Consider the following 17,428-nt stretch of genomic DNA (forward strand, 5'->3'; position numbering starts at 1 on the left):
ACAGGTTTGACCGCAGAGGCACAGAGGACACAGAGAAACAGTAACTCCGTGTTCTCCGTGGTTAAATGTTTAGCCCGCGCACCAACAAAAAACCATTCCACTTAGCAACAACGCCTTCCTGCATAGCCGGCTTAACACATGATCTGCATTTCCGTCACGCCCTCTTCCCGCACGCTGGCTCCCGCCGACTTGTTGAACGCGTCTCGCAAAGCCGATCTGATCGAACTGTGCCTGGACAGCTTCATCAAGACGCCGGAGGTGGCGGCTTTACTGAAGATGTGCGACAAGCCGATCCTGATTTCGTGTCGCCGCAAGCGAGACGGTGGCAATTGGGCGGGAAGCGAAGAAGAACGCATGCAGCTTCTTCGCAACTCCATCGTCGCCGGTCCCGCGTTTATCGAACTGGACCTGGAAATTGCTAACAGGGTACCTCGGTTCGGCGAGACAAAACGAGTGATCAGCTACACCAGTTTGAATCGGCCGTTGGGAAAGATCGACGACATCTTTGAGCAGTGTTGGAATGCCAAAGCGGACGTCGTCAAAGTCACGTGGCCGACAGAAGATCTTGACGCCGCATGGCCTCTGCTGGCCGCCGTTTCCCAATCGCGCGAATTGCCGGTGGTGGGGCAGGGGATCGGTAAGTCTGGGCTCACATTTTCGCTGCTTGGCCGTCGCTATGGTTCGCCGTGGATCTATGCCGCATTGGAACGAGGCATGGAGGCGTACGAAGGTCAGCCGAATGTTTGGCAACTGGAAGAAGACTACTGGTGGGGCGACATCAACAGAAAGACTCGCTTTCTGGGCGTCATCGGCATGGGAGCGGCGGAGAACTCAACCGTACGAGTTCTGAACGCCGCGTTCCACGAATTAAACAAACCCATCCGCTGCCTGCCGTTGCTGCCCGGGAAGATCGATCGCCTTCCAAAGATGTTGAGTACTCTGAAAATCAACGGCCTGCTGATCGACCCGCATCATGCGAGCGACCTGAGCGGTATGTGTCGGCCGGGCGACGAAATGGCGGAACAAACGGGCTTCATGGATTTGGCGATGGAAGGGAAGAACGGCTGGAAGGGCAAAACGACTCTGTTTGACGCTTTGGAAACGGTTGCCAACGACGTGCGAGGCGATCGCTGGGCGAACGGTCGCGTCGCCACGGTGTTTGGCACCGGTCCAATCGCCGCAGCTGCCGTGCAGTATCTCAAGAACAAGAACGGAGCCGTCAGTGTCGCGGCCCCATCCGACAACACGGCGATGGCGGCAGCGAAGAAGGCGTCCGTGAGGCATATTCCGTGGTCCGCCATTCATGCGACATCGACGGACGTTGTCATCCTGGCCGGCGCCGAAATTCGCAGTGGCGTTAACCGAGGCGAATTGAACCCGTCGCTGATTCGCGAAGGCATGACGGTTGTCGACCTGACCACGTATCCACGCGAATCGGCCTTCGCCGAAGAAGCCCGCGCTCGAGGAGCTCACTACATCAGCCCGCTACAAGTGTTCGCTCAGCAACTAAAAATGCAATTCAAAACACTCACGGGACTCGAACTTCCAGAAACCGCGTTCGAACGCGGAATGGGACGGGCATAGCATGCGTTGCGAACAACCCGATGTCGGGCATATAACTTAGCAATGCCTTACCGACCTCGCACATTAGTCCTACCCGCCGCCGCGATCATCATTGCGGCTCTTTGCGGCTACCGCATGGCCAATCCGCGCGGCCCGGCAGCTCCTGGAGAATTACCGCCGGAACTCAGGCCGGCACCGTCGTTCACTCTTTACGATCAGGATTCAACGCTGGTCAATCTGGAAGCGTTTCTGCATCGACACCGCATTGCGATTGTGTTTTATGACGGCAGCAGAGGCCCTGAGGCCAACCCGGTGCTTATGGAATTGCGCGAATTCCACCCGGCATTGAAGCGTGAGAGCGTGATCGTACTCGGTGTTTCGACAGCTCTGCCGCAGGAAAACCGCAACAACAGTTCGCAGCCGTTCCCCTTTCCACTACTGACAGACGCCGCGCCACTGGAAGCAAATTCGGTGCACCGAACGTGGGACCGACTTCTCGAACCGGCATCCCCCGACATGCCTCCGAAAACGAAGCCAAGCGTCTTCGTTATCGACCGCCAGGGTCTGGTCGCCTGGGACGGTGATTTCCCAAAGCCCGAGTCGGATGGCGGCGCAGGAATTGTGGCTCGGCTGTTAGGTGGATAAAGCGGTGCAGCCCCGACCCCTCCCACGATTTATCGTGGGAGGGGTCGAACGAGCTGAGCGATGTTCGGGGGAGGGCACCGCGCAGTAAAGGCTTTTCGTGAGTAAACTGCCGTTCGCTGTAAGGCCCACTCTCGGACATCACCGTGAGTATCCGATTTCACTCCAGTTGCAGCGTTCCCAGCTCGACGGCGTCGGCGGCTTCGCCTTCTTCGACCCGCGGCACCGTAAATTTCACGTCGCGAATCGATCCCGGTGACAACGAATGAACGCTCCCGCTGCTGCGAGTCAAAACCCGCCAGTCCAAAGGTCCAGTCAGTGGCGTACCGCTGCTGAAATAAACACTAAGTACGTATCGGCCCGATGGGACATCGTCGATCCGAAATGAGCCGTCTCGATCAACCGTCGCCATGATCGTCGGATATTCGTCGCGGATGCGCTTGTATTCTTGATATTCCTGTTGCCACTCTTGGCCCTGAGTCGTCGTCTTCCAGGCTTCCCACCATCCGGCTCGCCGTACGGGATCGTCGGCTACATCGGCCGGAGCATCGTCGGGCTTCGGTGGTTGAAGGTCGGCTTCCGCATTGATGATGGCGAAGTTCCACAACACCTGTTCCTTGAAGTCGGCAGGTGGCACCAGCCTGCCCGTCACCGGGCGTCCGGTACCGCCGAGGTTGATCGTGGTTGTTTCCCCCGCAACAAATTCCGCTGATGGACGCACTGCGGAGGCGACGACCGTGGCTCCATCGTTCATCATGAAGTCGATCTGTCGACCAATTCGCGATCGTCCGGGAAACACGCGAGGAAATTCGAAATGACCATTCGCATCTGTCTTCGCTGAATTCTGGCTGAAGATGTTTGGCCCAGGCCAATTCGCCCAGAGTCCATTGCCGGACAGGTTGAGTCGAATGTTGGCAGCGGGCTTGTTTCCAATGCGGTATGTGCCAACGGCTCGCGCCCACGGAGTCAGCGTAAGTATTTCGGGAACTGGAGTTTCAGTACTCTCCAAATGAGCGAACCCGGATTCGTGCATCACGACGATTTGGAACGGCTCGTCGCGTGAAGCGATCGTGAAGCGACCGTCCGCATCGGATTTCAGCCGGTGAGCGTACGTTTGCGATTCTCCTATGTCGCCATTCTTGATGCTGATCTGATTGCTGGCGACTCCGATGACGACTTCCGCTGCGATGGCTGGTGCACCGTCTGAATCCTGCAACTGCACCGTGATCTTTTCCGCAGGCTCCAGAGCGAAATCGACTTCGACCTTGCCTTCGTTCGACTTGATTTCCCGCGATGATGCCACCTTGTAGCCTTCCGCTTCGATACGGACCAGATGGGCGGGAGAAGTGCGGTTTTGTTCAAATGTGTAGGCACCTTTTTGCGCATCGAAGGCGTCACTGGAGTCCCAACGGATTCCCGGTTGAAAATCGGGATCGTCGCGTGTTCCAGGAACGACGCGAAACTTGTCGATTGGCTTCTGCGTTTTGGCGTCGGTGACCTTGCCGAAAATCACCAGCATCTTTGGCGGCGTGAATACGAATTCTTCGTCGCGTGAGAACAACCGTTGGTTAACCAACTGCATGCCGCCGGGGCGACAAATGTCCGCCGTGAATTCGTCCAACGGTGCTTCGTTCCATTCCCATACGCCGTTTTCGTCGGCGTAGTCGGGCTTGTGATCGAACTCCCAATACGCCTGCCCGCGCCGCCAGTCCTGATAGAAGATGCGAGCCTTCGGAACACCCTTGCCGTTTTCATCGACGACTCGGATTTTGACATGGCCACCAGGTTTCATTACGAAGTTGACTGGTTCCATGTCCGAGACGACTCGCACCGTTTGCATATCCGTTGCCTTGCCACTGGCCGAAACCACGATGCGAGCCATCTTTTCATCGCAGCCTTCGAGTTTGTAAACGCCCTCTCTATTGGTTTTGGCTTCTCGCAGATCGTTGACAAACTTCGTACGAATCAACGCTCCTTCGATCGGCTGCCCGGCTTCGTCGGTGACGGTGCCGGTTACCGACAGGCCGCGTTTCAGTTGAATTTTCGCGGAAGGCTGAGCGTCGCCTTTAAGCCCAAACGTATCGCGAGCCAGTCGCTGATAATGAGGCTGAAAACTCGGATGACTGACTTCAACATGCACATCGCTCTTCGAAGCGGGCACATGTTCGAAACGCCATTTGCCGTCAGCGTCTGTTTTGATTCGCGTTCCGACGCCAAGCCTTGAGGTGTCACCGGGCCGCATTTTGTGCTTAACGCTGGGTTTGACTTCGACGCCCTCAACCGGCTCGCCGTGTTCGTCGACAACAATTCCGCCGACGATCCAGCCAGCGTCCAGTTCGGCAATGAACTCGCCGGAAATCTCCGGCAGGTGGTTTCCCGGACTGAAATCCGCCCAGTACGGACCGAAGCCGGAATGCTTAATGCTCAGATTCAAGCGACCGAACTTTTTCGGCAGTGCGAACGACACCCGGCCGTTCTCGTCTGCAATGACGTGGTTACCATACTGCCCATCCTTCACGTATTCACCGCGAACAATCTGATCCTTCGTGACAGAAGGGTTCGATCGAATCTGGACCTGCGCTTTTGGCAGTGGCTTCCCGTTCGGGCCGACAACCTTCAGTGAGAACAATCGCGATTCGCTTTCCGGCTGCTTCGCCTGCAGATTCGCTTCATCGTTTGACGCCGGTTCATCGGCCACCGCCGTAGCTTCGTCCGCACCGGTCGCAGGCCAAACGAATGGCCCGGCCAACAACAAGCCGACCGCTCCAATGACGGCCAGAAGTCCTCCGCGAGTAACACGCAAGGGTTCACGCAATGGTTCACCGAACAGTCGAGCGATCCGGCGACGCAGTTCTGACGGGGCATGGCCGCTGGCAGCGAGGGACGCGAGTTCCGGCTTCGCGGGACGGTCGTTCGAACAGACTTCCACCACTCTTAATAGCGCCGTGGCGTATTGCACCTGTTGCTGTTGGGCCGTGGGACTGGACGCATCGCACGTTAAATCGTCGCAGCAGTATTCTCGCAGAGTGCTGATGCGGCGAGTCACGTACCACAGCGGCGGATTGTAAAACAGCAGCGTCTCAGCAATTCGTTGCAGCAGGTTGACCCACATGTCGTGCCGCCGCAAATGAGCCATCTCGTGCGTCAGAATCAGGACCAGTTGATCGTGTGTCAGTCCGGTCAATGCCGACGCGGGCAGAAGGATGGTCGGTCGCACGAGCCCCACGACTTGCGGCACTATAATGCGTTCGGTCGCGGCCAGAATGGGAATGGACTTCATGGCCCACTGTTCGGCCAACGACTTCAGGGAATTCACCAGCGCACCGTCCGCAATAACCATAGCCGTACGAACCAACCGACTGGTGCGAGTGACAGCCAGCAGCAGACGAACCAGCATCACCATAACGCCGACGGCATAAGCCGCGACCAACCACGGAGTGACCGCCACCCACGTAAAGGAGGTGACGCTTTCCGCTGCGACCACGTCTACTTCGCGGCTGGGGCTTCCAGCAGCTGCTTCCGTGCTGGCCTGCTGCACGACACCCGCTTCGTCGAAGCTCGCGGCCAGTTCGCTAGTGGTTTTAACTTCGGGTACATGGCCCCGGTTCGTCGATTTCGAATTTGTGGTCAATGCATGCTCTGCGATGTTCCGTTTGGACGCTGCGGCGAGAAGCTCCGGCCGCGTTGAGGATGATGCGACGGGAGCATCCAACAGCGAACGAGGCAACTCAATCAGGCACCATGTCACCGGCAAGGCCAGCAGCCCGGCGCAAAGTGCCGAAACGTGCAGTGCGTAACTGCGCTGTACCGTGAGTCGTCGCCAAAGGCGTTCGATTATCCATAGCCCGGTGGCCAGCAACGTGAACTGCCACAGGCTGTGCATCAACACCAGACTCAGGCGAGCACTGATCGTCGGATTCACGAATTCGAATTCAATCACGTTTCGTCTCCTTCGCTTTGCGAGCAATCAGCTTGCGGATCTCGGCGAGTTCTTCCAAATCGACGTCGGCTGTTTCCAACAGGTTCAGGACCATTGCGGATGGTGAACCTTCAAACAGCCGCGACAACAGGTCGCTCATCATGCCACCCATCACGCGTTCTTTAGGAACCTTCGGCCAGAACAAAAAAGACTTGCCTTCCTTGCGGCGATTCAGGAAGCCTTTACGGTGCATGATGTTCAACATCGTGATGACGGAACTGTGAGCGAGCGGTCGATCAGCGTGCTCTTCAAGGCGAGCCCTCACGTCTCGCACCAGCAGCGGCGATTCGTGCCACAAAACCTTCAGGATTTCCAGTTCCAGTTCCGTTGGATGTTCAGACTCTGATCGTGCCATATCTGTTTCCGGCGTACGTCATCATTTAATGAATTAAACGATCGTAATATGGCCGCGTGAGTGCGTCAAGCAATCATCTAAAGATTTCGTTGATGGAAAGACATGGACGGCCTTCCATGCAAGGCTCTGTCCCTGAAAAGGTGAGCGGCAAGGCGCGGGCCGCCAGTGGGACGAAGCCTCGCGGCTGGCACCTTGCGGCTCGCGAGTTCCAAGGCCAATTTCGCATGGCGGGACAAAGACGAGGCGGCGCAGTTGCTGCCGGATGGTCGATGGTTTCGGCCAGCTCGTCGGGTGTTCACCCGCGCTGCGTTGAAAACGATGCATAGCATTCGGCAGATGCTGCCACACGTGTGTTTTCGTGAAAGTCACGCGTTGACGTTGCAGGGTGGGTCCAATTATTCCTACGCGTCTGACGGGAGAGCGGCCATCGTGCGCTCACAGGTCGTCTGCGTGCCGGGCCGCACAACACCTTTGACGCTTTGAGAGAAGGCCACCATGTCTGTACCCCACCCTCGGCTTCGCGGGGCGGCTGTCTGCGCTACGATTTCGTTATTGTTATGCCAACTGTTGCTAACAGACCTGGCCGTCGCAGCACCTCAGGGCGCAAGTAAGTCTGTGCCGTTGCCCCTGTACGACGCTTCCGAAGACGGACGTAAACCCTCTACGAACGGCAGGGTCTATGCGTTTTCCAGCGGCCCGGTCGAACGGCCGATCCGCCAGACGTCGCATTCGCAGTTCAGCACAACTGTTCCGCCGATTCCCATTCCGGCCGAGCAAATCATTCATGACGGCGGCCCCGTTTACTACGACCAGCCCGCTTCCACTCAGTACTTTAGTGAGCCGGTTTATCGGCCACTGTACCGCCAGCAGGAACAACTGCGTCACCGTTGGTTTAGTGCAGAAGCGTTGCTGTGGTGGACCAGCAGTGTCGACATGCCCGTCCTGGCAACCACCAGTCCTCAGGGAACGCCCGCAAACGAAGCCGGAGTCCTCGGCCAGAACACAAGCGTGTTGCTGGGTGGCGGAGACATCTTCGGATTCGCTCAGGGCGGCGTGCGTCTGCGAGCTGGAAAGTGGTTTGACAAAGATGACGGCAGCGGAATCCTGGCGGAATTCTTTATCCTCGGTTCGCGCGGTGAAAATTATTCTGCCGTTTCCAACGGTGACCCAATCCTGGCGCGTCCGTTTTTTAATGCAGGGCCGGGAAACAACTTTCAGGATTCGCAATTAATTGCCTACCCCGGCCTGGCAAGCGGCTCGCTGCGTTTTAACGCCGAAACGCGAATGTACTCCGTCGGCCTGCAATATTGGGAAGAGATTTACGATTCACGCTGTTGCTGCAATTCGTGCGGCGATTGCTGCGGCGTGCCGTGCGGAAACTCGTGCGGCGATGTCTGTAGCGCTTCATGTGGTGAAGGTTGCGGCGGAGGCTGCCTATTCGAACAATGGCGAAACAGGGATGACACCACCATCGGCATCATTCTGGGACCGCGGTTCACTCACCTGGACGACACTTTGTCAGTCCGCGAACGCCTGACGAGTGTGGCAACGGGAAGCCAGTTTGATCTTAGCGATTCATTCAAAACCGAAAACTCCTTTCTGGGTGGTGAAATCGGTGTACGAGCTCGTCGGCGGCGAGGCGACCTTACGTTCGACCTTGGCCTGCAGCTTGCCATCGGAGCCACTCACCAGGAACTGGACATCAACGGACGCAACACAATCACGACCAACGGCGTTCCCACATCATCCGCTGGCGGCTTTCTGGCACAGCAGTCCAACATTGGAAACTATGATCGCAATCGGTTTTCGCTCATCCCGGCACTCGACCTGAAGGTCGCTTACGAAACTCGAAAGGGTTGGCGATTCTCAGTGGGCTACAACCTGATGTACTGGACCAACGTCCTGCGAGCCGCCGAACAAATCGACACGGTTGTGAATGAAGACTACTTCGCGCCAGCCAATCTGCCGTCGCTGGGAGCCAGTCGGCCGGCGCCTCTGTTTCGTGAAAGCGACTACCTCGCTCACGGCCTGACGTTTGGAATCGAAAAGCGTTACTAGGCAATTTACGTTTTGTTGTGGACGGGTCTGGCTCGTGGGAAACAGCCCACGTAGGACGATAACCGATTTCCGCAGCCACAAGTCAGCGTGAAACGCTGTAGGCAATCGATTGGCACCGCAACAACACGGTGACCACGTGACCGGTGAATGAATTCAAACAGGCAGGGCTAAGACCGTCCTGCACTGCAACACGATCGTAGATGCTTCGAGGCGGGCCGCTGATTGCGGAGCATTGATCGCTGACCATCAACATTCAGGGATGAATTGATGAATACGAAGCTTTGGCTAACCACGTGGAAGAACTCACTGCTGCGCTCGCGCGGACGCAACAGCAGCCGACGGCACAAAGCCGTCCAGCGGCAAACGGTTGAGGTGCTGGAGCGAAAATCATTGCTGACGGGAGTCGACTGCTTCGGCCAGATCGACGGCGTGACGTATCACGACCTGGCGGGCGACGGCGTCATTGATGCGAGCGATCCGCGCCTGTCGTTTGCTGCCGATGGTGTGCAGGTGCACCTGTTCGATGCCGGCTTAAACGGTGTCTTCGACAGCGCAGGCACAGGTGGTGTGGCGGCAGGCGACGACGTGTTTGTTGCGACCGCTCAACCAGATGTTAACGGTGAGTACTCGTTTGCTGATCTTCCTGCCGGTACTTACTTCGTCGAACAACCAACACCGGTCGGGTTCATTCAACAAGCGGGCGAAACAGTGTCCGACCCAATTGTGATTACGGCACTCGACGCTTCCGGAACGGCAGGCGGCATACTCATTGACGACTTTACTCAGCCCGGCGCCCCCGATCCGGCGCAGATTGTCGTCGCTTCTCCTTCAGGCACGAATCCGGAAGCGGACGCAACCGGCGGGCTAGGCGTCCTCGGCACTGAACGCGATCTGTACGCCCAAGTGACATCCGCGAACGGCGGCCTGACACTTTCGGCCAACAATTTCGGTTCAGAGCTGCTCGAATTCTCGGCCTCCGCAACGGCGACGGGCACCGGGATTGTGACGTGGGACGGAGCCGATGGCGACGCCAACGCCGTTGACGTGGACGGATTGAACGCTGCCGGGCTCGACCTGACCAACGGTGGCACGACTACGGGATTCCGATTCGATTATGGCGGTGACAAAGCTGGCCAAACCATGACGCTGACGGTTTATGAAACCGACGGGACCAGCGTTTCTGAAGCGTTCGTCATTCCGGACACAACGGGCAACCCGCTCGCAGAAGTCTATTCGCCGTTCACTGATTTCGCGGGATTCGACTTCACTGACGTTGGTGCGATCGAAATGCGTATCGATAGCACCGTGGTTGCGTTCCAGCTTCAGCTTTCGTACCTGCGAACAGTCGGACCAACCATCACGAATGCGAACTTCGGAAACGCTCTTCCCATGACGTTGGGGGGAACTGTTTTTGACGACACAAACAATTCAGGAACATTTCAGCCGCCGCCTGAAACCGGAATCGATACGGTTGCCGTCACGGTGTTCGAAGACCTCGACGGAAACGGCACGTTTGCGCCATTGGCGACAGGCACGACGTCCGGCGGCGGCGACTACGCCTTTACGAATCTGTATCCTGGCGATTACTACGTTCAGGTGGACGCGGCCAACTTTGGCGGCGGCGGGATCCTGGAAAACCTAAGCAGCAGTACCGGCAACGGTGTCGCGCCAGACCCGGATATCAATCAAGACGACAACGATGACAACGGCGACCACATTGGGGGCGTAACCACTGCCGCGATTGTCACGCAGCCAGTCACGCTTGTGAACAACGGCGAACCCATCGACGATGGCGACGCAGACAACAACACGAACTTCTCGCTGGATTTCGGCGTCTTCGGCACGGTTGACGTTGAAGTCGTCAAAACGGACAACGCCAATCTCATCACCGCTGGCAGCGGCACCGGAAACCTCATTTACACGATCACCGCCTTCAACAACGGACCACTTGATGCCACGGGAGTTTCCGTCACCGATGCGTTGCTGACCAATCTGCCCACTGGCTGGACGATCGAGAGTGTCACGCCATCAGCCGGCACAAGCTACGATGCCAACAGCGGCGTCTGGACGATTGGTGACCTCGCAAATCGAGTCGACGCGAGCGACGACGAGACACTGACAGTGACGATCACCGTCGGTCCGTCCGCCGTGGCGACAACGACCACCAACACGGCCACGGTTTCCGCCGTCAACAAAAACGACAGCAACCTGACCAACAACACGGACGACGAAGACACGACCGTCGTTCGCGAGGTCGATGTCGAAGTCGTGAAGACGGACAACGCCAATGTGATCACAGCGGGCAGTGGAACGGGCAACCTGATTTACACGGTCACCGCTTTCAACAATGGCCCGTCCGCCGCCAGTGGTGTAGCAGTCACCGATGCGTTGCTGACGAACCTGCCCGTCGGCTGGACGATTGATAGCGTGGTGCCGTCGACAGGAACGAGCTACGACGCCAACAGCGGCGTGTGGACAATCGGGGACCTCGACGATCGAGTCGACGCCAACGATGATGCGATTCTGACGGTAACAATCACCGTCGGCCCGTCTGCCCTCGCCACGACAACAACAAACACAGCCACCGTCAGCGCTGTCAACGAAACCGACAGTGATCCCAACAACAACACGGATGACGAAGACACCACTGTGATCCGTGACGTCGATGTGGAAGTCGTCAAGACAGACAACGCCAACCTGATCACGGCGGGCAGTGGAGCGGGCAACCTGGTCTACACGGTCACAGCGTTTAACAATGGGCCGTCAGACGCCTCGGGTGTTGCCATCACTGATGCGTTACTAACCAATCTGCCTGTCGGCTGGACGATTGACAGCGTCACACCGTCGGCAGGCACGAGTTACGACCAGAACACCGGCGTCTGGACCATCGGAAACCTCTCAAATCGAATCGACGCCAATGACGACGAGACTCTGACAGTAACGATCACCGTCGGCCCGTCTGCCCTGGCAACAACGACAACCAACACGGCGACGGTTTCGGCGGTTAACGAAACCGACAGCGATCCCAACAACAATTCGGACGATGAAGACACCACTGTCATTCGCGAAGTCGACATCGAAGTCGTCAAGACCGACAACCAGGATCCTATCACAGCGGGCAGCGGGCCGGGTAATCTGGTCTATACAATCACCGCGTTCAACAATGGGCCATCCGATGCGTCTGGCGTCGCCGTCACGGATGCCCTGCTGACCAACCTGCCCGTCGGCTGGACGATTGACAGTGTTGCGCCGTCGGCAGGCACAACTTATGACCAGAACAGCGGCGTCTGGACAATCGGCAACCTGGCTGACCGAGTCGATGCCAACAACGACGCGACACTCGTCGTGACGATCACCGTCGGCACGACGGCCACCAATGGCACGACGACAAACACAGCAACCATTTCGGCGGTGAACGAAACTGACAGCAACCCGAACAACAACTCATTCAGCGAAGACACGTCTGTCGGTCGAGTTGTCGACGTGGAAGTCGTCAAGACAGACAACGCGAACATAATTACGGCGGGCAGCGGGCCCGGAAATCTGGTCTACACGGTGACAGCCTTTAACAATGGACCGTCTGACGCTACTGGTGTGACGGTCACGGATGCGCTGCTGACCAACCTGCCCGTCGGCTGGACGATTGATAGCGTGGTGCCAGCAGCCGGGACAACGTACGACGCCAACAGCGGCGTCTGGACCATTGGCGATCTCGACAACCGAGTCGACGCGAACGACGATGCAGTTCTGACGGTGACAATCACCGTCGGTCCGTCCGCCCTCGCCACAACCACAACAAACACAGCCACCGTCAGCGCTGTGAACGAAACCGACAGTGATCCCAACAACAATACGGATGACGAAGACACCACTGTAATCCGCGATGTCGATGTGGAAGTCGTTAAGACAGACAACGCCAATGTGATCACAGCGGGCTGTGGAGCGGGCAACCTGGTCTACACGGTTACAGCGTTTAACAACGGACCGTCAGACGCTACTGGTGTGACCGTCACTGACGCGTTACTAACCAACCTGCCTGTCGGCTGGACGATTGACAGCGTCACACCATCCGCAGGCACAACCTACGACCAGAACAGCGGCGTCTGGACAATCGGAAACCTTTCAAATCGAATCGACGCCAATGACGACGAAACTCTGACGGTAACGATCACCGTCGGCCCGTCTGCCCTGGCAACAACGACAACCAACACGGCGACGGTTTCGGCGATCAACGAAATCGACAGCGATCCCAACAACAATACGGACGACGAAGACACGACCGTCATTCGCGAAGTCGACATCGAAGTCATTAAGTCTGACAACGAAGATCCCATCACAGCGGGCAGCGGGCCGGGTAATCTGGTCTACACCGTCACCGCGTTCAACAATGGTCCATCCGATGCGACCGGTGTTGCTGTCACCGATGCGTTCCTGACCAACCTGCCGGTCGGCTGGACCTTGGTGAGCGCCGTCGGTTCAGCGGGGACGAGCTACGACTCCAACAGCGGCGTCTGGACAATCGGAGCCCTCGCGAATCGAGTCGACGCCAACGACGACGCGACACTCACCGTAACGATTACAGTCGACACGACGGCCGCCGGCGGAACCACAACGAACACGGCGACGGTTTCAGCCGTGAACGAAACTGATAGCAACCCGAACAACAACTCATTTAGTGAAGACACAACGGTCGGCCGGTTTGTTGATGTTCAAGTGGTCAAATCGGACAACGCAGATTTGATCACGGCTGGTAGTGGGCCGGGCAACCTGGTTTACACTGTCACGGCGAGTAACAACGGACCGTCCGACGCCACGGGAGTCGCCGTCACGGATGCACTTCTCACAAACCTGCCGGTGGGCTGGACGATTGACACGGTCACGCCGTCTGCTGGCACGACGTATGACGCTAACAGCGGCATCTGGACCATTGGAGATCTCGCAAATCGAGTCGACGCAAACGACGACAGAACGCTCACGGTAACCATCACTGTCGGCCCGTCTGCTCTGGCGACGACGACCACAAACACAGCGACCGTTTCCGCTGTGAACGAAACCGACAGCGATCCCAACAACAACACGGACGACGAAGACACCACGGTGATCCGCGATGTCGACGTGGAAGTCGTCAAGACAGACAACGCGAACCTGATCACGGCGGGTAGCGGCCCTGGAAATCTGGTCTATACGGTCACCGCCTTCAACAACGGACCGTCGCATGCCTCCGGTGTGACCGTCACTGACGCGCTGCTGACCAACCTGCCAGTCGGCTGGACGATTGACAGCGTTACACCGTCGGCGGGCACAACCTATGATCAGAATACCGGCGTCTGGACCATTGGGGATCTCGCAAATCGAGTCGACGCGAACGACGACGAAACACTCACGGTAACCATCACCGTGGGCGCGTCTGCTCTGGCGACAACAACAACCAATACGGCGACGGTTTCGGCCGTCAACGAAACCGACAGCGACCCGAACAATAATACGGACGACGAAGACACCACCGTCATCCGCGAAGTCGATATTCAAGTCATCAAGTCTGACAACGAAGATCCCATCACGGCAGGCGATGGGACGGGCAATCTGGTCTACACAATCAGTGCCAGAAACAACGGACCGTCGGATGCTTCGGGGGTCGCATTGACGGATGCTTTGCTGACCAACCTCCCCACGGGCTGGACGCTGGTAAGCGCCGTCCCTTCAACCGGCACCGCGTATGATCAGAACACTGGTATCTGGACAATCGGGAGCCTGGCCAACCGAGTCGATGCCAACGACGACGCCATTCTGACGGTGACGATTACCGTCGGCGCGACGGCCGTCGAAGCCACAACGATTAACACGGCAACTGTAACCGCCGTCAACGAAACGGACACTGACCCGAACAACAACTCATTTAGCGAGAACACAACCGTCAGCCGACTGGTTGATGTCGAAGTCCTGAAGTCCGACAGCAACGACCCCGTGACGGCTGGAACCGGCGACGGCAATCTGACCTACACAATTACCGCTCAAAACAACGGGCCATCGCAGGCGACCGGAGTCGAAGTAGCGGATGCGTTTCTCGCGAATTTGCCGACCGGAATCACGATCAATTCTGTGCAGGCCCCCGCCGGTACGTCGTTCAATAATGCCACGGGTGTCTGGACAATCGGAAGTCTTTCGAATGACCAGCCCCGCGACCTCACTGTGTCACTCACCGTCGGATCGGCGGCTGCAGCGGGGACCATCACTAATGTGGCCAACGTCACGGCTGTGAACGAAACCGACGGAGTACCCGCGAATAATTCAGCAACGGAACCAACGACAATTGTGCGGGACGTGGATCTGGTGATCAACAAGACAGATTCCGTCGACCCGGTTCGCTCGCCAGGCCAGATCGAATACGTCATTCGAGTCGACAACAACGGTCCTTCGGATGCCTCCAACGTCACAGTGACGGACACGCTTTCGTCGCTGGTCGACTACGTTTCCGGAGCGTCATCGCAGGGAGCGACCGTCGAAAACGGTGGCGTTGTCACCAGTACGCTGGGCAGCATCGCGGCTGGTCAGTTTGCGACGGTTACGATTGTGGTCAATGTGGATCTCCCAATGGGCGGCGTGATCAACAACGTGGCTGCGGTAACGTCCACAGAACCAGACCGAACACCGGGCAACAATTCAGAAGACGAGAACACAACCGTCAGCCCCGGCCTGGCGTCAATTTCCGGTGTTGTGTATCAGGACTTAAACGACAACGGCGTGCAGGATGCGGGTGAACCGCCGATCGCTGGCACGTTGATCAATCTGTTTGGTGAAGACAATAACGGAAACACGGTCGTCCGAACGACTCGCACCGACGCCAACGGAGCCTACCTGTTTGGCGATCTGCTGGCGGGGCAGTATAGCCTGTTCGAAGTCCAGCCCGGCGTGTACCTCGATGGAACCGACACCAGCGGCACGGGAGCGACCGCAACACTGTTGGACGACGCCTTTGTCGACCTGAACCTTGCCGCCGGAGCCAACGCAGTCGCGTTCAACTTTGGCGAAGGTCGACTGGACGAATCCAAACGCAACTTTCTGGCTTCTAACCAGCCGATCGACCAGTTGCTGTTTCGCCAGCAACCGGTCACCGGGACCGCCAGCCTAAGCGGAACGGTGGCATTGGACAACAACACCAACGGCGTATTCGACGCGGGCGACACGGGGCTTGCCGGAGCCACCGTGTCTCTGGCGGGCACAGACAGTGCGGGCAACACCGTGCTGATCACTCGAACGACCGACGGAAGCGGCAACTATGCATTCCGCGACCTGGCCGCAGGCACGTACAGTATTATCGAATCACAGCCCCCCGGCTTTTTTGACGGCACAGAACAGCCAGGATCGCTGATGTCAGATTCTGTTGTTGACGACGTCTTCGCCGCAATCGCGCTGCCCGATGGTGGCACCGGAACGGGCTTCAATTTTCTGGAACTGACCGAACAGAACGTCGTGACCGGCAACCAGCAGCCAGTCCTTGCCGCTTTGTCTGTGCAAACAACGTCGCGGCCCGTATTGTCATGGGCTCCGGTTGATGATGCGGCGTCATATGAAGTATGGCTGGATCAGGTGACAGACGACGTCGGCCTTGTCTACCACGAAACTGCGGCAACAGGAACCTCACTGCAGGTGCCCGTCGACCTGAACCTTGGCGTTCATCGAATGTGGGTGCGGAGCATTGATGCGTCCGGGCAAAAGGGTGAATGGAGCGAACCCGTGACATTTACGGCCAGCCCGACGCCGGTTTTGCTATCCCCGATCGTCTCCAGCATCGACACGCGGCCCACGTTCACATGGACGAGCGTAGGCGGCGCCGAAAGCTACGACCTCGCCATCTACGACACGGCTGGCAATCTGATAATGGAAGCGTCGGACCTGACTTCGACCAGCTACGCAAGCCGTCAAACGTTCTCCGAGGGCAATTACCGAGCGTGGGTGCGAGCTAAGAATTCGGAGCTCACGGGCGAATGGAGTGACGGCGGAGAATTCGGCGTAACCGGAGCACCGTTGGCATTAAAGCCAGTCGCTGCGTCCGTTCTGGCCGCGCCGCTGCTGGAGTGGTCCGACACTGGAGCTCACGAATACGAAGTATGGATCAACGACGTCACTGGTTCGCCGCAGGTCGTCGCCGTCGAAACCGTACAAGGCACATCATTCCTGCTACCGGAAACACTGCCCGAAGGGACGTATCGTTATTGGGTGCGGGCCGCCGATGCCGACGGAAACGCAACACGCTGGAGTACCCCTCAAACGTTCGAAGTTGCGTCAACCACAACGCTGCTGACGCCTGGAGCAACGGCCGACAGCGATCGGCCAACGTTCTCATGGACACCTGTCGCCGGAGCAACTCACTACGACGTGTGGGTGTCAGATTCCAGTGGTCTGTTCCTGCGAGAACAAAATGTAACGGGGACCTCGCACTCGTTTACCACGTCCTTTGCCACGGGCAATTACCGAGTCTGGGTGCAGCCAGTTGGTGTCAACGGAAGGGGAAGCTGGTCCACAGCGACGAAGTTCACGGTCGGCAGTTTGGACGCCCCAACCCTGACGACTCCGAGCGGCACAACCACCGACCGCACTCCAACATTCGCATGGTCTGCCGTCGCGGGAGCGTCTCGCTATGAACTGTGGGTCAACCACGTTGGCGTGACCAATCGAGTGATCCACGAAGAGAGTCTGACAAGCACGTCATTCACACCGACAAGCAATCTCGCGGAGGGCACCCACAGATTCTGGGTCCGAGCGATCAGTGCAAACGGTGTCCCCGGAAAATGGAGTTCCGCGGTGCAAGTGAATATCGCGTAGCTGCGTGG

At 57.8% G+C, this 17,428-nt stretch carries 6 protein-coding genes; 4 read left to right on the forward strand and 2 right to left on the reverse strand.

Translation table 11 applies throughout. The features are described from left to right. The first annotated feature begins 138 nt into the window (after positions 1 to 138). Positions 139 to 1,584 (forward strand): type I 3-dehydroquinate dehydratase, encoded by a 1,446-nt coding sequence (locus tag Fuma_RS20460; RefSeq protein ID WP_077025753.1) that lies wholly within the window; start codon positions 139 to 141, stop codon positions 1,582 to 1,584. Positions 1,585 to 1,626: 42 nt separating this feature from the next. Continuing rightward, complete coding sequence (locus tag Fuma_RS20465) at positions 1,627 to 2,208, forward strand: peroxiredoxin family protein (protein ID WP_077025754.1); 582 nt, start codon at positions 1,627 to 1,629, stop codon at positions 2,206 to 2,208. A gap of 157 nt (positions 2,209 to 2,365) precedes the next feature. On the opposite strand, the gene Fuma_RS20470 is transcribed toward Fuma_RS20465, so the two are convergent. Both Fuma_RS20470 and Fuma_RS20475 read right to left on the reverse strand, forming a co-directional pair. Then, positions 2,366 to 6,145 (reverse strand): M56 family metallopeptidase, encoded by a 3,780-nt coding sequence (locus Fuma_RS20470; RefSeq protein ID WP_077025755.1) that lies wholly within the window; start codon positions 6,143 to 6,145, stop codon positions 2,366 to 2,368. Next, positions 6,138 to 6,539, reverse strand: a complete 402-nt coding sequence (locus Fuma_RS20475; protein WP_077025756.1) for a BlaI/MecI/CopY family transcriptional regulator — start codon at positions 6,537 to 6,539, stop codon at positions 6,138 to 6,140. Before Fuma_RS20475 ends, Fuma_RS20470 begins: the two co-directional genes overlap by 8 nt. Before the next feature lie 495 nt (positions 6,540 to 7,034). On the opposite strand from Fuma_RS20475, the gene Fuma_RS20485 reads away from it, so the two are divergent. Both Fuma_RS20485 and Fuma_RS20490 read left to right on the forward strand, forming a co-directional pair. Beyond that, positions 7,035 to 8,597, forward strand: coding sequence for a BBP7 family outer membrane beta-barrel protein (locus tag Fuma_RS20485; RefSeq protein WP_083732192.1), 1,563 nt, complete (start codon positions 7,035 to 7,037; stop codon positions 8,595 to 8,597). A 267-nt stretch (positions 8,598 to 8,864) separates the two neighbouring features. Continuing rightward, positions 8,865 to 17,420 (forward strand): DUF11 domain-containing protein, encoded by an 8,556-nt coding sequence (locus Fuma_RS20490; RefSeq protein ID WP_077025759.1) that lies wholly within the window; start codon positions 8,865 to 8,867, stop codon positions 17,418 to 17,420. The last annotated feature ends 8 nt before the right edge of the window (positions 17,421 to 17,428 follow it).

It is taken from the genome of Fuerstiella marisgermanici, assembly GCF_001983935.1.
In the GTDB taxonomy this organism is placed as follows: Bacteria; Planctomycetota; Planctomycetia; order Planctomycetales; family Planctomycetaceae; genus Fuerstiella; species Fuerstiella marisgermanici.